Annotated in this window: 12 protein-coding genes; 1 reads left to right on the plus strand and 11 read right to left on the minus strand. The window is 48.0% G+C overall.

Translation table 11 applies throughout. The features are described 5' to 3' along the window. Window positions 1–37: 37 nt before the first annotated feature. Window positions 38–2,536, minus strand: a complete 2,499-nt coding sequence (gene galA / locus B1748_RS16095) for a beta-galactosidase GalA (RefSeq protein WP_087568951.1) — start codon at window positions 2,534–2,536, stop codon at window positions 38–40. Window positions 2,537–2,717: 181 nt separating this feature from the next. Here galA and B1748_RS16100 point away from each other — a divergent pair, with 181 nt between their 5' ends. After that, a complete protein-coding gene (locus B1748_RS16100; RefSeq protein ID WP_087568952.1) occupies window positions 2,718–3,593 on the plus strand; it encodes an AraC family transcriptional regulator in 876 nt (291 codons plus the stop codon). Between the two features lie 58 nt (window positions 3,594–3,651). Here the strand turns inward: B1748_RS16100 and B1748_RS16105 are convergent, their stop codons facing one another. From B1748_RS16105 to B1748_RS16150, 10 genes are all read right to left on the minus strand, one after another. Beyond that, the gene (locus tag B1748_RS16105; protein ID WP_143810309.1) at window positions 3,652–6,627 is read right to left on the minus strand and encodes an OmpL47-type beta-barrel domain-containing protein; all 2,976 of its coding nucleotides are present in this window, start codon (window positions 6,625–6,627) and stop codon (window positions 3,652–3,654) included. Window positions 6,628–6,751: 124 nt separating this feature from the next. Beyond that, window positions 6,752–8,413 (minus strand): ABC transporter substrate-binding protein, encoded by a 1,662-nt coding sequence (locus B1748_RS16110; protein WP_246608276.1) that lies wholly within the window; start codon window positions 8,411–8,413, stop codon window positions 6,752–6,754. 131 nt (window positions 8,414–8,544) lie between these two features. Beyond that, window positions 8,545–9,447, minus strand: a complete 903-nt coding sequence (locus B1748_RS16115) for a carbohydrate ABC transporter permease (protein ID WP_246608859.1) — start codon at window positions 9,445–9,447, stop codon at window positions 8,545–8,547. Window positions 9,448–9,468: 21 nt separating this feature from the next. After that, entirely contained in the window at window positions 9,469–10,431 is a 963-nt protein-coding gene (locus B1748_RS16120; protein ID WP_087568954.1) for an ABC transporter permease, read from the minus strand. Between the two features lie 213 nt (window positions 10,432–10,644). Continuing rightward, window positions 10,645–12,843: a helix-turn-helix domain-containing protein gene (locus B1748_RS16125; RefSeq protein WP_179215615.1), complete on the minus strand. Its 2,199-nt coding sequence runs from the start codon at window positions 12,841–12,843 to the stop codon at window positions 10,645–10,647. A gap of 106 nt (window positions 12,844–12,949) precedes the next feature. Further along, window positions 12,950–14,422, minus strand: a complete 1,473-nt coding sequence (locus tag B1748_RS16130) for an alpha-L-fucosidase (protein ID WP_087568956.1) — start codon at window positions 14,420–14,422, stop codon at window positions 12,950–12,952. Next, entirely contained in the window at window positions 14,419–15,837 is a 1,419-nt protein-coding gene (locus B1748_RS16135; protein WP_087568957.1) for a sulfatase family protein, read from the minus strand. The genes B1748_RS16130 and B1748_RS16135 overlap by 4 nt, the downstream gene beginning before the upstream one ends. Beyond that, a complete protein-coding gene (locus tag B1748_RS16140; protein ID WP_087568958.1) occupies window positions 15,830–16,267 on the minus strand; it encodes an RbsD/FucU family protein in 438 nt (145 codons plus the stop codon). Before B1748_RS16140 ends, B1748_RS16135 begins: the two co-directional genes overlap by 8 nt. 143 nt (window positions 16,268–16,410) lie before the next feature. Then, window positions 16,411–19,434 carry a sugar-binding protein gene (locus B1748_RS16145; protein ID WP_179215616.1) on the minus strand — a complete coding sequence of 1,008 codons (3,024 nt, stop codon included), beginning with the start codon at window positions 19,432–19,434 and terminating at the stop codon, window positions 16,411–16,413. Window positions 19,435–19,563: 129 nt separating this feature from the next. Beyond that, window positions 19,564–20,781: a family 16 glycosylhydrolase gene (locus B1748_RS16150; protein ID WP_179215617.1), complete on the minus strand. Its 1,218-nt coding sequence runs from the start codon at window positions 20,779–20,781 to the stop codon at window positions 19,564–19,566. Window positions 20,782–20,824 lie beyond the last annotated feature (43 nt).

The raw sequence follows: 20,824 nt of genomic DNA on the forward strand, positions 1-20,824 counted from the left end.
TAGACAAGAGAATCATGCTGCCAATTGTCTTTGCGGGCTAGACACCACCGTCGGCAGCATCTCGCTGTCCTGTGCCTATTGGAAGCAGCTCTGCATGCTTCAATGCTGAAGCAATCGACCTCTTATTGGGAGTCTCGGAGTGAATAACGATTTCTCCGCGCTTTACCCCTTCCGCTTGAGCAATCAGACGAATGTCGCCGCCTGCTCCGTTGGTCCTCACCAGCACCTGGCAGAGTCCTTGGAAGGCACTACGGCAAGGCGACTTGTCATCCTCATGGCTCTCCGGGTTGCCATTGCCTGTACCCATTAATTGGCCAGGTCCCTCCACAGAAAATGTCATGAGCGTGTCTGCATTCGGAACAATCCGTCCCGCTGCATCTGCAATCGCAGCTTGAATGATACATACATCTTCATGATCTGCTATAAGAACAGTCCTCTCAGAGCTCAGGAGGATCTGGGCCGGCTCACCCGTTGTCGCAACAACCTCCGTCAATACAAGCTGGTTATTCCGGTACCCGCAGGCCATTAATTCACCCGCTTCGTAGGCAACCTGCCATTCGGCATGACCGTGTTCAGGAACAGCTCGCCTTCCTGCACTATTCCCGTTCAAAAATAATTCCACCTCGTCCATATTCGAGAATGCCCATACATCAACCATCTCTCCCTCGCTCCCTGCCCAATTCCAATGCGGAAATAGGTGCAGCACGGGCCGACTCGTCCATCTAGCTTGATAGTAATAATAGATGTCCTTCGGAAAGCCGCACAAATCCATAATCCCATATCGAGAGATGACACTAGGCCATTCATAAGGGAATGTTTCGCCTCGGTAGTCGAACCCCGTCCATACGAACAATCCCCCTACAAAATCATACTCTTCCGCCGCCTTCCAAGCTTCCTCCGGCTGAGCTCCCCACAATGGATAGGTTTCACCATAGGCGCTCACCAAGCCTTCACGCTTCGGATTGGACCATATGGCAGTTACTTTGCCATGCTCGGAGAGGTTTAGGGAGCGATCGGTGGATGATTTCCTGTAGACCCCCCGTGTCGAGAGCGTCGAAGCATTTTCCGTACCGATAAACGGTTTGTCCGGATATGCTTTGTGAAACTGATTGTAAGCATCCCAATTCCTTCTCATCATATAATTAAAGCCATGAACGTCGATATGAAAGCCATTTTCTTCATGATAGCGAGTGATTGGCAGCCAATCGGCATTCATCCCGTAGGTGCATTTGCGAGTTGGATCAAGCTTGTGGGCAAGCTTTTGCATCGCGTGCAAAATCCGAACGCCCGATGCCTTTCCTTGAATATTCATTTCTTCATTGCCCAGCGACCATAAGATAATTGATGGATGATTCCTGTCCCTCTGAATGAGACTTGTCAGCTGGCTTAGACCTTCACTCGTCGCATCCGTTTGGCGAACCTCATCAATGACGACCATGCCAAGACGGTCGCAGGCTTCCAGAATCGACGAAGACGGCGGATTATGCGATGTTCGATACGCATTGCAGCCCATCTCCTTTAATCGGCGAATCCGGAATTCATTAACGGCTGCAGGCACCGCCATGCCGACGCCGGCATGATCCTCGTGGCAGCATACGCCCTTAAGCTTCACCTGCTGACCATTCAGAAGGAAGCCTCGCTCAGCGTCAAACACGATCGTTCGTATTCCGAAGACGGTCTCATACGTATCAACAGCCTCGCCGCCTTTGACGAGTGTACTCTTGAGTGTATAAAGCTCTGGTGAGTCGATGGACCACAATAGAGGCTCTTGAATCACAACGGACTGTGTAAGCGTCATCGTATCATCCGCGGAGATGACAGTAGAGACAACGGACTCACCAGCCGGTTTTCCGTCAGGACCCATAATAATCGAATGCAGCTCGAAGAATATCGCCTGCTCGTAATGGCTAGCAACCTCCGTCTCAATAACAACCAACGCTTTCTCACCATCTGGATCAGGCTTGGCCTTCACGAAAGTTCCCCATTGCTGGATTCGGAGCGAGTCCGTCAGTACCAATCTGACATCGCGATAGATACCGCCTCCTTCATACCACCAGCCTTCGAATTCACTTGCATCCACCCTGACAGCAACCACGTTCGGCTCCTCGGCGTGCACCACTTCTGTAATGTCATAGGCAAAGCTGGTATACCCGCTTAAATGAGCTCCGACATAATGGCCGTTTACCCAGACAGAGCTATTACGGAAAACGCCATCAAATTCAATGCATATACGTTTCTCCACCGCATCCACTGGCAGCTTAAACGTTCTTCGGTACCAGCCTATTCCCTTCTTTAATGATCCATGAGAAGCAGGAACCTGCGGGTCATACTCCGCATTCTCAAGCACAAAGTCATGCGGAATGTGAACGTCAATCCAATCTGAATCGTCATAGCCCCACTTCGCTACGCCATGATTACCAGATTTAATCCAGTGTGGCTGTCTGTATCTCTCTTTATGTACAGCATCGTAGTTGGTTTCGGTGATGTCGCCGTAACAAAACTTCCAATCCGTGTTCAAGCTCCAAGTCTGTCTCATTCTTCTCCCCCTCTGCTCGTTTCTTTCCTGCCATTATACTGTCTTGCTATTCCCTTTGTAAGCGCTATACTCGACTTCCGATGATACAATTCCGACTAATGTACAGAGAGAAGATGTTCATTGACAGTATATCGTTTGGTATCCTATTGTTAAGAAATAGACCGCTATTGGAGGCGCTAATATGAAGATGCTAGAGTTCATTATCCCGCCTTTACCGCAGTTTGTTACTGTTGGTCATTCCTGGTGGAAGCAAGGGCAAGCACATTTCCGGCGAAGCTGGAGCCTGTACGATCTTATCATCGTAACCAATGGGACTTTATATATGACGGAAGACGACCAGCCCTATACAATTACGGCGGGCAGTATGCTGCTGCTGGAGCCGGGACGCACCCACTTCGGGCATCTCCCCTGTGAACAAAATACGGAAACCTATTATGTACACTTCAGCCATCCTGTTCCTCCTCGCGAGTTGAATAGCGGCGGCTTCGAATGGATGGAGTCGCTTCAGCAGCCAACGGATGACGATCATAACCCCCGATCACATGCGATGTATCTACCTAAGCATACGGAGGTTGTTTTGCCTCCCCTGCTCCCCATACTGGATCGGATGGTTGAGATTCGCAATCACATTTTTATCCGTAATGCACTGGAGCTCCATAGCCTGACTGCTCAGCTTTTGCTTGAGCTGCAGCAAGTTATCTATCAGACGAGGCCCATGTCGAGGTCATTGGAGCTGTGCACCCGTATGGCGCGATATTTGGAGAACCATATGCAGGAGCCCTTCAGCTCGAAGAAGCTGGAGGATGAGCTGCATTACCATATCGATTATTTAAGCAGATGCCTCAAGAAGCATACGGGTATGACACCGTTGCAATATCAGCAGCATATTCGAATGGAACGAGCCAAACAAATGCTGGCCCATACGTTGACCAGTATTCAGGAAATTGCTTATGAGGTGGGCTATGAGCATAGCAGCTATTTCATTCGCATCTTCCGCAGTAAGGAGGGGATCACCCCTGGCGCCTACAGAGAGCGCTTTCTACTTGGAGCTAAATAAATAGCCATGCACAGTCCCACCGACTCGTACATGGCTATTATTAATGATTAATGAAGGACTACTTCCCTTTTGAAACCGTGATCTTCACTTCTGCCTTCCTTTGATTGCCCGCATGATCCGTTGCGGTATAAACAACCGTGTATACCCTCTGCTTCGTCTTAGGAGAGAGCTCAGCCCGCAGCTTGAATTCCAAATCATGGGTGCCAAACTCTGCGCCCTGAATATCATCAGGTCTATCTCCTCCATATAATCCGCTGTCCGATTCGCTGCTAGTGATTGAGGTTAATTGAATATCCCTTATCCCGGACGTTTCGTCCAAAGCATGCAACTTAACCTTTATATCCACCAGCTTCTTGTTCGGCGCGCCCAAATCGATACGATTGGGCTGGATGGTTACATCAGGATCCGTTTTATCCACTGCAACCGTCCTGCTTTGGACAGGCTCGGCATTGCCAGCCTTATCCTTGCTGTAATAGGCTAACGTGTGGGTGCCTTCGGTCAGAATCTCGATTTCGCGCTCATACCTGGTCCATTCACCATCATTCAACTGATAATAGATGCCTGCAACGCCAGAAGGGTCGAAAGCTTCCAATTGTACGGATACGCCCGATCGATACCATCCATTCTCATGAGCTCCTTCTAAATTCGCGACGGTTTCCGGCGGACTCGAATCTACTGAACCATCCAGCGCATAGTGGTTAATAAACGCTACCGTACTGACCGTCCCCCCTTGTTGAGGAAGCGAAACGACGACCTGGTTCATCTCTTTGATGTCCACTGCAGGAATGTCGAAATCGATATAACCGAAGAAACGCCCCGGTTTATTCGTATAACTCACATCATGTTGATATTGCTTGCCGTTCACAGTGAGATCCATAGGAACGTTAAAGCCATTCTCCCGGCCAAATGATACCCGCAAGACAGAGGATTGCAATTGCTCGACAGGAGCAGCGATCTGGAAAGCAGCCGGTTGACCCGTGGCCTTCAGCATCTCATCCGCGTAATACGTTTTTTCCAGCAAAATGTCTTGCACAACAGGCGATTTGTCCAATGTAATTTTAATGATGGAGGTTTCCTCCACTGCCATAGGCAAACTCTTCAGATCAGCCTGTTTCTTCGTCTCATAATGCAGCTTGCCTTGCTCCAGATAGAGCCTTCTCTGCTCAATATCATAAATTTTGACGCCGTCGAGATCGAGATTCAAATCCAGGTTGAGCCGCTGCGGGTTCATATTGTTGACAGCGACATAAATGACATTGTCCGTTTGCGTGGCATGAACATAAACCTTGTCGTCATTGGCCTCAACCGGAAGCAGATCCCCCTGGTAATCCTTCCAGAAATCCAAGTAATATTTCAGCGGAGTAGGAACTCCCAGACTGCCGTCTTCTTCATATCGGAAGAGCATATCCGGCGAGCCCTTATCCCACCATTTGATCGGCAACAAAAACGGCACGACCATGTCAAATTCATTCGCCCGATTCATGTATCGAATCATGTAGGCATTAAAGTTCTTCAACTGAATCCAGTAATCAATGTCCGTCGCACCCGAATGCAAGGTTCCTGTTTCCGAAATGACCATAGGCTTGATGTTGTTGGTTAACGTCATATGATTTCGGAGCAAATCAAGCACCGCCTCTAGGCGGCCTGTCAAATACCCGCCATAGTTAGCCTCTGTTTCATTTAATATCAAGTCCTTGCCTTCGTAGAAATGATGCGAATAAAAGTCAAGATGTCCTCTCGTCAAATCCATAAATCTCATTTGCTCCCTGGCGCTCGCGAAAGCGCTAGTATCCAGCGTCATATTCGCGCTAGTCGGTCCCCCTACCAGAACCTCGGGACTGCGTTCCTTGATTTTGTCAGCCGTTACATTGTGAAAGTCAGCGAGCAGCCCCCAGGAATCATAGGCGGCATCATTATGATAGATCCACTCCGAACGAATGGTTGATTCGTTTTTCACTTCTATATAGGCAGGTCCTCTGCCATCCAGCTTGCGATTATAGGCTTCCGTATAGAGAGAAGCGAGCTCGGCCGCAGCTTCGAATTTGTCAACTGCCGGCGTCCCCCTTGGATTATTGGGCGTATTGGCAGGCCAATTCCAAGTCGGCCAGTTGTCGTAAGCGATGACATATTTCATGTCCGGCGCATACAGCTTGTCATATTGTTCAATTAATTGTGAATCCTTCTCATAATGCTGATCGAAAAACGACTCATCGGCATATCCGTCCCGGAGAGGGTCCTCAGTCAATAAAGGATCGCCAGGCTTATGACCGATCTCCAGCGCGTCCCGGAATTTGAACATTTGCCTTCCCGGAAGGAATCCTCTCTCGGACAAATAAGGTGCTATTTCATAGGTGACCGGTTCTCCTAACGGATTGGCATACACTCTGCGAAACTTTTCCTCTTCCATGCGGGTAATCCCATCAATGCTGCGTCTCGTGGTTGCGTCCACATGGACCTGTACAGGTAATATCGGTTTGTCCTCTCCCAACACCCCCCACGCTCTTACATCATAAGTAGCCGATAGACCATTCGGCTCATGCAAGACAAGACTCGTTACAGTACCCGTTCCTTTCAACCTGAGCTTAAAACCCTCATATTGCCCTGACTGGACCTTAATGTGAAAGGGGCGTCCCATAATGACAGTCTCTGAGCGGAAATATTCGCTTAACTTCTCCTTGCCTGTCGGACCTTCCCAGTACACTTCCAGGTTCTTAATCTGGCTCCCATTAATATTCAGCTCCCGAAAGAAACCAGCGACTCGCATAATTTCAGGAGGAAGTTCGATAACCTTCTCACCCTGAATCATTCCGGTCTGACTTGCAATCGTAATGAGTTTAACCCGCTTCTCACCGTTATTCACTTGTGTGATATATTCAATTGGATAAGTATCCGCCAGCCCTGCAATAGAATCATAGTTATCTTTCTGAAGCTGCACATCGGAAGGCAGCTCGTATGCCTTTGCAACGCCGCCTGTTTGCGGTAAGAACAATAAGCAGCACATCATCAACATGATCAGATATCTGATCAACCTCATTATCGAATCCCCTCTCCAATGGAAAATGATCGGTCCGCCTGCACGGAACAAAATAACCCCGACGCACTCATCCTTGTTCATGGCAGCAGAACTCTAGATGGTTGTAGGGGTTGGTCATCATTCCTTACTTCTTGTAGCGAATATCGTACGCCTCCTGCATAATTTCCAGATAGCGCTTAATATTCATATTGCTCAGCTCATTCAGGTAGCCGTCCCAGCCAGCTTCCAAATTGGCATCGCCCATGATGAACTGGACAAGCATGTTGTCGACGTAATCATTGATGGTCTTCTGCAAGCCCAGCAACTCCGACGACTGCGCCTCATTGAAGATGAGCGGCGGAACCATAACCGTTTCGTTGCGGAACGGCTCATAGCTTTTGGTCGAGGCATGCAGGATGTACTCTACATTGTTCACCGGATCATTGATGGCTTCGCCAATTCGGAAATCAACGGTCCGATTCGTCGGGTTGGCCTGATTCCAGCTGTGATTGGCAACTTCACTAGTTTTCTTCAAGCGTACGAACGTCGCTGGATTGCCCTCGAGGCCTTTTTCGCCACCCTCAGCTTTTCTCCAGTCCTCGCCTTCAATGCCGAATAACGAAAACATTTGAACCTCTCGATCGTAGAAGGCGTCAGCCAGTCGAACAGCAATTTCAGGATGCTTGCTTGTCGCACTAACTACAAATCGGCCGTTGACATTTCCTTTCCGGTTCTGAGCGTTCACATATTGTGTGCCAGATGGGCCTTTTAGCGGCGGAACAACCACATAATCCTTCCATCTTTCATTATCGGATATCGGGATTGGACTTCCATTTGGAGCTGCGCCCAGAATAACAACATCCCCATTGGCTCCCAGTTGCTTCAACTGATCGCCATCCTGTACGAAAGCCTCTGCATTAATTAATCCTTCGTCGAACAGATTCTTCATATACCGCAGTCCTTCACGGTATTGCTCGGACATAAATGCCGCGTCTACAGCGCCATTATTCAAAAACAATCGCCGTGTCGTATCGCCGTTAATGAAATCATAATAGACGAAAGCGTTCATTAGAAAGCCTTCAACAGAGCTGTTCCACCCTTTGGGTGATCCGGACAGCGGAATTTCATCAGCAATGCCATTACCGTTGGGATCCTGAGTCTTAAATGCCTTCAGTACTTCATAGAATTCATCCGTTGTTGTTGGCATCTCCAGTCCCAGCTTATCCAGCCAAGGCTTGTAAATCCAGAGCTTACCGGAGTAGTAGCAGTGGTAGCATTCATTAATATCCGGCATCGTGTAGATATGCCCATCATTGGAGGTAATCGCCGGTTTTAAGTGCTCCTGCTCAGCAAATATGTTCTGTGTATTCACTGCATGCTCCTCAATTAAATCCTCAAGCGGAAGGAATACTCCCTGGTTGCCATAAATCTCGAGCTGTGCATCTGTAATACCCATATTCATAAAGATGTCAGGATAATCACCGCTCGCCAGCGTCAGATTCAACTTCTCTTTCATGTTGGATTCCGGAACCGTCTCCCACTCCAGATGCACATTGGTCCGCTCTTCCAGCCACTTCGTAAATTCGTTCGTACGGTAATCCTCTACATCCGGCCGTAGTGCCGCAAGCACCTTTAAAGTAACCTTCTCTTCTACAATCGGAAAGGTACCCGGCGCAGAAACTGCGCTCGTATTACCCGCCTTGTCTCCCTCCTTATTGTCCGGCTTCGCATTGGATTCGCTTCCATTGGAGCAAGCGGCTAAAAGCAAACACATAAAGAAAATCGCAAGAGTCCATTTTTGTTTCACTCTGTTTTCCTCCCTTTTAATGAACCTGATTCAAATGGATGACTGATTTGCGGGGCCTCTGACACCTGGTGCCAGGAATATTAGCAAATAAGCATCACCCCTCTCCATAAGCTGTCTTGTTATAAGATGCGCTACTCCTTTAACGATCCGATCATAACACCTTTTACAAAATGCTTCTGCACGAACGGATACAATACGAGAACGGGTCCTGCGGCGACTACGATCAAAGAATATTTGAGAAGCTGCCGCAAGGCATCCTTCTCCGCTATTTCTACGGCATCGGCCACCATGCTCATGTCCACCTTGTTTTGTACCAGAATATCCTTCAATACAATTTGCAAGGGGTAAAGCGATTGATCCTTCAAATAAATAAGCGCGTTGAAATACTGATTCCAGTGGCCGACGGCATAAAATAAACTAATGACTGCGATAATGGGGGCAGACAGCGGAAGCACGATCTTCCACAGGAATCGGAAATCGTTGCAGCCGTCCATCTGTGCCGCCTCCAGCAACTCGCTGGAAATAGTTACGCGGAAGTAGGTACGTGTAATAATGACATTCCACACGCTAAGCGCAGCAGGAATAATAAGCGCCCACCGCGTATCCAGCATACCGAGATCTTTGACAAGCAAATAGCGCGGGATTAATCCACCGTCGAACATCATCGTGAATACAAGCAGAACCATAAACAGCCTGGCGCCATAAAAGTCTCTACGAGAAAGCGGATAAGCCGCCATCAGCGTAAGAACAACATTAAATAGAGTGCCTACAATCATGTAATAGAAGGAATTTATGACAGAGGATACGATCAGCTTGTGTTTGAATATCGCTTCGTAGCCATCAAGCGTTGGTTGAACCGGCCATAGCCATACCTTCCCGGAGACGACAGCTTGGCTATCGCTAAAGGATGCGCTTACAATGTAGATGAGGGGATACAGCGTAATCAGAACCATCGTTAGCAGGATACTATAATTGATCCAGGTGAACGCCGCATCTCCTCTTGATTCTTTAATTCTCTGCTTTGGACTTTTAATGTGATGCACGTGTGCCCCTCCTCACCATAGACTCTCTTTGCCGACCACGCGCGCGATCTGATTGACAGTAATGAGTAATAATAGATTGACGATAGACTTGAACAAACCAATGGCAGAGGCATAAGAGAAATTCAGCCCATCCGAGATTAGTCCGACTTTGTAGACATAAGTATCAATAACTTCAGAGGTTGTAATATTGACGGGGTTCTGCATGAGATAGACCTTCTCAAACCCTGTTTGCATCAAATTGCCCATCGACAAGATTAACAGAATGACCATGACCGGCATTATGCCAGGAAGATCAATATGCCAAATCCGGCGCCACTTGCTTGCACCGTCAACGACAGCAGCCTCATGCAGCGTCGGGCTTACGCCTGCCAGCGCCGCCAAATAGATAATGCATCCCCATCCAGCATTCTGCCAAATATCGGACAGCACGTAGATGGTTTGAAACAATTCAGGCTTCGCCATAAAGTGAACGGGGTCTACACCTATTATCGTTAGAAACTGGTTTACAATTCCTGTTCGCGGATCAAGAAACTGGAGCAGCATACCGACCATTACAACTGTGGATATAAAATGCGGCGCATACGTAATCATTTGCACCGTTTTTTTGAATCTAGCCTGCCTGACGTAGTTCAGGCCAAGTGCCAGGATGATTGGCACCGGAAATCCGACGATTAAATGATAGAAGGCCAGGCCAATCGTATTTTTCAGCACTCTCCAGAAATCGTAAGAACCAAAGAACCTCGTCATGTGCTTCATGCCGACCCATTCACTACCCATAACACCTTTCACGGGAATAAAATCTTTAAATGCGATTTGAGCTCCGTACATCGGCCAATATTGAAAAATAATTAAATAAGCAAACGGCAATGAAAACAATACAAGCAGCTGCCAGCTTCTTTTCGCCTGTTTCAGATGTGCTGCCAGCAGACGCAATCTGACTTTTGGATGGGCTTGTATGGATGTAACCGATCTCATCGTTTTGTAGTCCCCCTCTTCTATTGTTGAGCCTCTTCGACAATTTGATCTTAGCTGTGAAGGCGTATTTATGCTATCTGCATTTGCCCTTTCTTTATTCAAAAGACCAAAAAAGCTGTCATTCCATTGATTTTTCATTATTCATTTTCATAACAATACAAAAAAAACAGCCGCTGCATGCGGCATACAAGGAAGGATATTCAATTCTTAGATTCACTGACCGGAAAATGCTCGATAATGCGTAGGCGTTACGCCATGCATACGCTTGAACGCTCGGCTGAATGAATTCAGCGACGAATATCCCACATGGTCAGCAATTTGTTCAATGTTGAGCCTGGACTCCGACAATAGCTCTTTGGCAGCATTCATACGCTTGGTGTTCACATATTCCGTGAAAGAGCAGCCTGTATGTTCTTTTACCAGCAACGAAAGATAAGTCTCTGATATTTGGAATTGATCCGACAGCATGGGCAGACATAAGGAAGGGTCTGAATAGTGGAGGTCCAGATAACTGACAATTTCGCGCATCAGCTCTTCATTCCGAATACGCTTCTGGTCAATGGTCTTGCTCGCAATGTGTTGGTACAGCCTTGTGATTTGATGAAAGCAGGCCTCCGCTTCACCTGCTCCATGAGGCAATTGCAGAAAAGACATCATATCTATACTTTCATCCTCGAACATCTGCGTGCCCGACTGATCAATAAACTTGAGAGCCGTACTGACCAATTCGGACAACAAGAGCCGTAGGACAGGTTCGATTAAAGAACGCTCAACAAAATTTTCGACGAACAAGTTGCCAAAGGTGTTGTCAAGCTCCTCCATGTTCCCGCTTCGCAAATAGTTAAGAAGCTTCTGCTCCAGATCAAAAGGGTAATAATACGATTGCGGATGTCTGGGCAACTCATCGTAATAGGGCATGGGACTAGAGGAAGGCATACCGAAGGACAACGCTTTGGAGGCCTCTTCGGAGGATGCCGACACATCCATTAATGAGGAATAAGGTCGTCCTATGCCGAACTGCAAGGCATGTTGGAAGCGTGCGAGAAACAGCTCCTGAATGGCACTGAGCTTCATGGTCAGCTCTTCCTTCCAAGCATCCTCACTGACTGTATCAGAGGAATAAATCATTGCCAGCCGGCTCTCGCCAATATCCAGCATACAAGCGTGATTTCCTTCCAGCTCCGCGATACATTCCCTCAGCCCTGCTTTTTCCAGATCCAGCTTCTCCAATGCTCCCATATCAATCGACTCCAAGATATAGGGTAATTGAATAATGATAACGGAATATCTTTCGCCCTGTAAGGGAATATCCAAATATTGCATCACAGACTCCATTTCTTTCTGTCCGGGATACGCACCATCCAGCAGCCGTTGCAGGAATGCCGCCTGCAGCAACGGTTTTTGCTCTTCAATGCTTCGATGCAGCCGCTCATTATGTGACTCTAATTGGAATACAGTCTGAATAAGTACTTTTAATGGTCTGCTGTTGCGATAAGCAAACAGCACAGAAGCCACGCCTCCAATAGCCAGCATGCCGAAGATAATAACCGCAGATATTTTTTTGACATAGTACACCTTTCGCAGCACGATATGCTCAGGCTGTACGGCAACGAGACTCCAGCTGCCGTTGTCGAGCCCAATGGAGGTGACGAATTGACCGGAAGGCTGCTCATGTCCACTATGGCTGGTTCGAGGAAGGAATTCGCCGCTGCCGGCAACACCGGCAATAATGTCACCCTCCTGGTTGGCAAGATATGCATAACCGCCCTCCGAGAGATCAATCGAACGCAACGCATTCCTTATAGAAGAGCTGTCGATGAACATCACAATATGTGACAAATAATAGCTTGGATAACCAATGGTATGAATGTAAGGAATCAGCCGGCGTTCACCATTAGCGCTGCGGAGCTTCAGCTCCGGCATTATCTCCTGATAATAGTACCGATCCTCAAGACCCTCAATAAACTTGTGGACGAAATCCGACTGCGCTTCCGCGCTGGAAGCTCGGGATAATAAGCTTTGTTTATCAGGTGATATTACAAATTGGCTTTTTATATAATGAATGTAGTAATTTTCAATGGATGGTGTAACGGCCGAATAGCTGCCCAGCTGCTTCTGCAATTCCATCAGACGTGTAATGCTGCTTCGCTCATATGGGTTCTCAATTTGCTGCATGGCGAGCACCCTCGGATCCTGACTTAGGCTAATGGCAAGCTGATTGGTCTCTACAATCTGTCGATTCAATTGCTGCTTAGCCAGCTGTAGGACGGCCTGGTTGCGGCTCGACACCTCTTCCTTCACCACACGGCTCGTCTGCTGATACATGATGACAGATACCAAACTGGCAAGTAGCAGCATGCTCAAATAAGGTATAAGAAATTTGAACACCGGCCTCCCGCGACGATTGGACATGTTCTCCCCCCTTGACTCGTTCATTATTCGAGAATAAGAAAGCGTTATCATTTTATTGTCGCAAAACACGAATGCATATAGTGCATTCGCGTTAGATATACGGTGACTACTCCATCCCAATTTTGAAGCCTGTCGGATACGGAGTTAAAGCTAGAGAAGAAACATCGATCCGCAGCCCCTCATCGGAAACTGTCCAATCAAGCGACAAGCTGCCATCAAGAGTGTTTACACTTGTAACGACACTGCGGAAATGTCGTGAATTCGTGGACAGGGATCGAATCATAATGGTTCCGCTAGGGGGCAGCTTCATAACGAAAGCATATAACGTCCCATCCTTAAAGGTAAATCGAATATCTTCCTCTGTATAGGCACTCCGTTTGCCTTCCGTATGCATTTCTTCTCCGGATTGGGTCGGTCCTTCACCGTATATTTTCCAATGCGTCGTATCGTAAATGCCTTCCCCGTTCACGGCAAGCCAATCACCTATCGCAAGAAGGATGGACTCGTCTTCCTGAGGAATCGTTCCGTCCGCCTTCGGTCCAACGTTCAACAGCAAACAGCCGTTCTTGCTTACAATATCGATCAAATCGCAAATGATGTCCGCTGGTTCCTTGTATTGATTATTGACACTGTGAGACCAAGAGTTGCGGGCAACAGAAGTGTCGGTCTGCCACAGCTCGGGACGAATGCCATTCAATTGGCCGCGTTCAATATCGAACACCGCTGTGCCATGCATATAGGCGTCCAGCTTGTAATTAATCGCGACCTCCGTCCCCCGCTCCGCTGCTCGATTATAATAATAGGCTGCGAATTTCTTAAGATATGGCTTGAACCGGACATTCATGATCCACCAGTCGAACCAAACAATCGATGGCTGATATAGGTCAACGAGTTCGCAAGTTCTAAGCAGCCAATCGGTCAAGAACGCTTCGTCCGGTCCATCCCCGTGAATCGTCCATTCCGGGTCCCTTGGCTGAGCTGGACCATACAAGCCGCGGAAGCTGTCATCCTGGACATCGGAATGAAAGGTCATTCCACCGTCGTAGAACCACCAGTGCTCCGCCCGATGTGAAGACACGGCGAATTTCATTCCCTTCTCCTGCACAGCTTCCTTCAGCGCTCCGATGATATCGCGCTGCGGCCCCATCTTCGCTGCATTCCACGGCGACAGTTGGCTGTCGTACATTTGGAAGCCATCATGATGCTCAGCGACGGGCATCACATACCTCGCGCCCGCTCTGCTGAATAAGCTCGCCCAGGCCGCCGGATCAAACTTTTCTGCCTTGAACATCGGAATAAAATCCTTATATCCAAACTCATGCTGCGGGCCATAGGTTTGAATATGGTAATCAAACATGCTGACATCCTGCCGATCCCGTCTGGAGCTATCCTTCAAGTACATTTCACGAGGATACCACTCATTCCCATAAGCTGGGACCGAGTAGACTCCCCAATGAATAAAGATGCCAAATTTCGCCTTTTTGTACCAATTCGGCACAGTATAGCGGCTTAACGACTCCCAGTTGTCCTGAAACGGACCTTTCCTAATCACTTCATTAATTTGATTTATATTTATCATAGTTGTTCATCTTCTCCTTGCTGATGTCTGTCGATTTGCGACCAGAATTGTTGTCCTGCGGGATGCTTGCGATCTCCTGATCGATAGCTGTGCTCTATCAATTCTTTCATTAATACTTGCTCCATATGGGAGAAAGCCGGATCTTCAATTAGATTATATCGCTCCAGGGGGTCCTCGCTTAAACGGAACAATTGGGACTTATGGTGATAGACGATGAGCTTGTACTCTCTGCTCTTCACGGCTCGGACAAGGTCGGCATAGGCGAAATACAGTCTATCCCGATCCGGGATTGCTCCAACGCGTGAGAACAGAGGGGCTAGAGATGCTCCTTCGACTGACGATGGAATCGGAACTTGCGTTAATTCGCATAAGGTAGGGTAGATGTCGGATAAATATACAAATTCATCTCTTCGCTGTCCTTTCGGTATCCCCGGCCCAGAGAAAATGAGCGGAACCCTTACGCTATGCTCATAACAGCTTTGCTTGCCCATTAGTCCATGCTGGCCTACGGCGAGTCCGTTGTCTCCTGTGAATACGATAATCGTATGATCGAACAGGTCTGTTTCCTTCAACGCATGGATAATATCGCCGATTCGATCGTCCAGATGTGTAATCATGGCATAATATTCTGCCAGATGCCCCCGAATTTCTTCCTCCGTTCGCGGATATGCCGCCAGCCTCTCATCTCTTATATCACGTATGCCATAATCGAAAGCATGCTCACACGCAACATTATCAGGAAGCGTCAGCGATGCTGGATCATACAGCTTCATATACTTCTCCGGCATGCTTCGAGGATCATGGGGAGCCATGTAGGACACATACAGGAAGAACGGCTCCTCCTGCTTATGCTGATGAATCCATTGTACGGCGGTATCCGAGAACAGGTCAGTTGAATGAACGCCAGCCTGAATCTTGTCTGCTGGCCGATATTCCACTTCATTAGACATCAAACGATCTCTAATTACAGGAATTTTCCCTGAGTAGCTTCCATCCGCATGATAATGGAAAGCGGGTACATTCCAATGATCCTCCATTCCTCCAAAAAAGATATCCTCTCCGTCGCTGAAGCTCCGGTTAAAGGAGGCGGCGCCGTTATGCCATTTGCCAATGCCGAAGGTGGCGTAACCCGCTTGCCGGAACGTTTCCCCCATCAATACATGCTCCTCAGGAATGCTTCTTCCGTCGTCATGAATATGGAACAATGTTCTTCCTGTATGCAGCATCGCGCGGCTGGGCATACAGACTGCACCTACCGTGCCGCCTGGAATATGAGCCTGGCGAAAGGCGGTGCCGTGCTCCAGAAGGTCATCCAGATGCGGCGTATGAATGTCGGTATTGCCCAAAGCACGCAGGGTATCAAATCTTTGATCGTCTGCGAACAAGAACACAATATTGGGTCTCTGGTCAATCATGCTCACGAACGACCCCCTTCTTCAGAATCAGGTTGCCGTATTGTGCCCGTTCACCAGTTGCAACAATAACATACGCTGAACTGCTCCGTTCATAGAAGCTGAATCTCTCAATCGATTCCAATGAGGATGACAATCCTGTTTTTCTATTCAGTATCGCTTCATAGGAGTCCCAAATCGTTGTCTCTACGGGATCGCCTGGGACAACGGCCATAACCGCCGCAGGCTTCTCCACATAATCGTCCAGTGGAAGCACCTTGACGATCGCTTCCAGCAATTCAACAATGCCAATTCCATCGCATCGCACAAGTCGTTGCGCATGGCTTGCAGCTGGAAAATTGGCATCCGCCAGTACCAACTCATCACCATGTCCCATCTCTCTCATCCATTTCAGCAAATCCGGCGGCAATAGTACGGGAATTCCGATCAGCACCTGTGTTCCCCCCTCATGCTGTCCTCTTTTGCGAGTCGATATTTTTCTTAGCTCGCATGGGTTGAAGGACTATGACATTACTTCTGTAATCAGCATAGTCCTTCAACGCTGTAGAGAGAAGATGCAATCTCGACTTGCAATGTTCAAATATCGACTTCTAACACATACTTAGACAGAAGCCAATGGATCCAGACCGCGCTTTCTTCTCTAGTTAAGTACACAAGCGTTTCATCTTGGGGAGGGGCTTCGAGAGCAGCCAAGCCTGTCAGCTTAATAGCATTGCCCAGCATTTCAAGGCCTTCTTGTATGGTCAAGACTTGCATCGGTCTGAACGTATGATCCCCATAGCCTCGAATCAATTGATGCCCATGAGCCGTACTGACGTAAGCGCCATACCAACTGGATGAATTGACATCCTTGAATGACCGTTGAGTCGGCTCCAGCCTTAGTCCCAGCGCCCTTACCAGCATAGCGGTAAATTCGGCGCGGGTGACCAGCCTTTCCGGTCGGAACGTTCCATCCGGCAGCCCTCTTACAATCGTTCGAGCGGCAAGCCGCTCTATGATTTCTTCGGCCTTGGATGGCTTGATATCCCGCAATCGCACATCATATTCGATAAGCGTATACATACTGTTGGTTAAGCTTTTGATGCTCGCATGCCACCGCCCGTCCAGGGATACCATGCTTGTGGGTACATGACGGATGCTGCCATTCGGCTCCACAACGACGGCAGTGGCCACTTGCGCCGGATCCATACCTTTCGGCAACGGAATGGTTCGCTCCACATAGCTGTCGAATGACATAAGCTCGATTACTTGATTGCCATAGCTCAATTGAATATCGAATGAGATGGGCTCACCAACCGGCCTTAAAGCTTGGGCATCCGTTGCCATTTTGATTCTTTTTTGCTCATCCTCTGCCGGCTTCGCAATCCGCAGCTGCAGTTGAACCTCATCCAGGTCAATATCTCCCCGGCTCGACTGCTCAAGGACAGACTTCCAATTCGCTGACGTGATGACTTGCTGTACAGGCAGCTTATAGCTTGCTATATCTGTTTGAAAGCCAAGGATTGCTTGCTTGTCGGCCAATGCGGCTAACAATGAACCATCGAATTGCCCAATCACAATATCTGCGCCTTCATTGACCTCGATTGATACAATCGCCCCTTCATCTACCGAAGCCAAGCTCTTTAATAATCCTTCTCGATTGGGATAGACAGTTGCCGACGTTTGTCCTTCAATTAGGGATTTGACAATAGCTCCACCGGGTATCAACTGACCGTTCATCGACAACTTGACGACATATTGAACAGGTGCCGGTGATTCGGTATATACCGGAGGCACGTTTGCCCTGGCAGAGCTGAGCTTCAAATTACCCGTCATCCCCATATTCTGCCACACTTGATCAAACGGATCGTTCCAGCCCAGATACCCTTGCCTCACCCCAGACGGCTGTCTCGCATCATTTACTTGTATATCAAATCCAATCGAGGAGCCTTCTGGCGCACCGATGGACCCCCATGGGACAGCCATCTCTACAACATAACCGTCATTAATCCGATGAACGGATTGTTGGACGCCTTCAGGTACGTTGATGCCAGAGCTTCGTCCCATATAATCCACATTCCACTTCGTATCGTTCCCGTCATAGAGCTTGGATTTCTCATTGCCGCCGTCCACATACACTTCAACGGAATCGTTCCTGTACGTCTCGTTTGGTTCGGCTCCCGTAAGATCAGCGTCCTTCACTTCCGTTCGAATATACAGAAAGCGATCATCCCACAGCGTCTTTGCGATTGCTGTGTTTGTGGTGCTCCCGCCTTTCACACGCAACGAACCGATTTCCTTCGCTTGGCTCCACAACGGATCTGGACTTGAAGCGTTCAGCGCAGGTGTGCCGCGAAGCGCTTCCGCTTCCTTAACAGGCGGCAGCTCCATCTCCGGATCATCCGACACGGGCGCATTAGACCGCCAAACTCTCATATATTCGATGACATAATCTCCGTTTGGACTCGCCATGGACGCTTCTGAAGGAAGCCCTGCCCATGTAAACGTTTCCATATCCATGAATATAAATTGATTCTCGTGGAAAACATCATTACGAATTTCGCGAACCAATACGCCATCATAATAGAACCGGATCCACTTAGCGTTCCAATCGAGCCCGTACACATGGAAGTCTGCCGTAAGATCATCCTTGGAATGATAGACGCCAGGGTTAGCGATGTCCTTGGACCAGTCCCCTCCAGCGTAATAATGTGTATTCATAGGCATTTCATATCCGCTGTCTGGATTGACGGTTGATCGTCCTACCGTTTCATACACATCAATTTCCGTTTCGCTGCCCTGCAGCCAGAAGGAGCTCGTAATCGAGACAGGTGCGGCCTTTGCTTTAATTTCATAGTACCCATAGCCCGTTTTTGTTGTGGACTGTACAGCAGCAGTTGTATATTTCTCATACTGAGGACTATTCGGGCCAAGCTTAGCGTTGACTTCCGCCATTTCAGGTATTGTTTCATATTTGGCTGTCAATATTAATTGACCGTTCTCTTGCCTGATGTTGCGCGGCGAGAATATCGAAGGCTGTCGGCCTAACCAATACGTATGATGATCGTTCCATTTATTCCTGTCTAGAGCCGCCCCACCGAATTCGTCGGAATAATCCAAGCTATACTTCCAGCTTTGTACATTGTCCGAATCGGATAACGGATAGATGGAATTATCAATTACATTCTCGCTAATGACCGGAGGCAGCAGTACTTCAACCAGAAGCTCAAAGTCATCGGCGTAGACTGTACCGGAACCGCTTTCGTTATACAGATAGACCTTTGCGGATGTTTCTACTGCGCCTGTCTGGAAGCTCACTTCGTATAAGCTGTATGCTGTCCCTAGAATAGGGCTATAGCTGTCCTCAGTACCGTTGTGCTCCTTAACCCCAAGAGTGGCTCCAGCGCTAGTCCCCAGCTTGGCGTACACAGCTACCTTGTATTCAGTATTGGACTGTAGACCGGACACCGGAAATTCGATCGCGCCTTGACCAGAATACTCAAGCCCGTAATTTCCGGTATAGGCATGCTCCGTCATAACAGCTGCCGAACCACTTCCCCATTTGGAATATCGAGCAGGGAGCTGTCCTGATTCAAAGCTTCCGTTCTCAAACGCATTCACCCTGCTCGCCTCCTCCGCTCTAGCCAGAGAAGCAGGCATTCCCAATAAGCTAAGGAAGAGTGCGACAACTAAGAGGGAATGAACCGCTGCATTGCTCCATTTATTCATATAAGATTTTCCTTCCCACAGTTATTTGTGCCAGGCACGGATATAATCTACCTCGAAGAGGGAATTCAAGCTGTCTCCCGGAAGTCCGTCCCATTCAAATATTTCAGTATCCAAAAAAATGTATTGATTCTCGTACATAAATGTATGAGCTTTTGTACGAATCAATTGACCGTCGAAATACCATTTTATTTGTGTTTGGTTCCACTCCACACCATACGTATGATAATCACCTGCTAGCCTGACGTTCGTTTGATAGTCGAAAGGATCTGCAATATCATTAGCCCATCCATTCCGAAAATCATGAGTGTTAGTCGGCATGATTGTATCCTTATGAGTGTTCCTCGTTGAATTTCCTACCGCTTCAACAACATCAATCTCCGAATAATTACCCTGCAGCCAGAAGGAGCTTGTATGCGAAGCGTCTGCCGCTTTCATCCTTACCTCATAATATCCGTAAGGCGCTTTTGTCTTGGATTGAATAACCCCCGATGTAATATAATTATCGCTAAGCATCGTTTCTCCAGATGCTGCATTTACCTTTCGGACGACAGCTACTTCATCTCCATAGACAATACCGCTTCCTCCGGCGTTATATACGTATACCTCAGCACTGGTATTTGTTGATCCTGTCGTGAACTCCACAGTACCCAGCGTCCAGTTTGAGCTGGATACTTCTATCCACTTCTCTGTGCTGCCATAATTTTTTACGCCTACATTCACTTTGCTGCCCGATCCTTTTTTTAACCACGCCGAAAGCTTGTAGGTCGTATTGGGCTGCAGACCTGTAATGATTTGCTGAACAGCACCTTGACCATTTATGACCACGCCATATAGATCGCGATATTTGGCAGAGACGGATGCTGATTTCGCCCCTGAACCCCAAGTAGACCAACTGGACAGATTACCTGTTTCAAAGCTTCCATTCTTTATTAGGTTTTCATTTTTCGTACGAAGCTTTGCCGTTCCATTACTTATCCAGACGTTTAATGGATCGAATTGGGAGGGATTGCGCCCACTCCAATACGTATGTTCATTGAACCATTTCGTTGTGTTTAGTGACGAACCATTGAATTCATCGCTAAACGTCTCATTTACGTTCCAACCTCCCGTATTGCCGGGATCTGAAGCCGGCCAAGATACCGCAGCCTGAGAGGATGGAACACCGAAGCTGGAAGATACAGTACCTAGTACCATAATTACTAGCCAGAACACGATCTTCCCCTTCAACACCTTTGCCATCGTCATCACTCCTCATTTCATTAATAGTAAGCGCTTACTTGTG

The organism is Paenibacillus sp. MY03, from assembly GCF_002165585.1.
GTDB classification, from domain to species: Bacteria; Bacillota; Bacilli; order Paenibacillales; family Paenibacillaceae; genus Pristimantibacillus; species Pristimantibacillus agaridevorans.

Coding starts and splice junctions, on each gene's coding strand:
- B1748_RS16130 (WP_087568956.1), bottom strand. CDS start 14,422: ATGATAAATATAAATCAAATTAATGAAGTGATTAGGAAAGGTCCGTTT.
- B1748_RS16105 (WP_143810309.1), bottom strand. CDS start 6,627: ATGAGGTTGATCAGATATCTGATCATGTTGATGATGTGCTGCTTATTG.
- B1748_RS16125 (WP_179215615.1), bottom strand. CDS start 12,843: ATGTCCAATCGTCGCGGGAGGCCGGTGTTCAAATTTCTTATACCTTAT.
- B1748_RS16100 (WP_087568952.1), top strand. CDS start 2,718: ATGAAGATGCTAGAGTTCATTATCCCGCCTTTACCGCAGTTTGTTACT.
- B1748_RS16150 (WP_179215617.1), bottom strand. CDS start 20,781: ATGGCAAAGGTGTTGAAGGGGAAGATCGTGTTCTGGCTAGTAATTATG.
- galA (WP_087568951.1), bottom strand. CDS start 2,536: ATGAGACAGACTTGGAGCTTGAACACGGATTGGAAGTTTTGTTACGGC.
- B1748_RS16120 (WP_087568954.1), bottom strand. CDS start 10,431: ATGAGATCGGTTACATCCATACAAGCCCATCCAAAAGTCAGATTGCGT.
- B1748_RS16135 (WP_087568957.1), bottom strand. CDS start 15,837: ATGATTGACCAGAGACCCAATATTGTGTTCTTGTTCGCAGACGATCAA.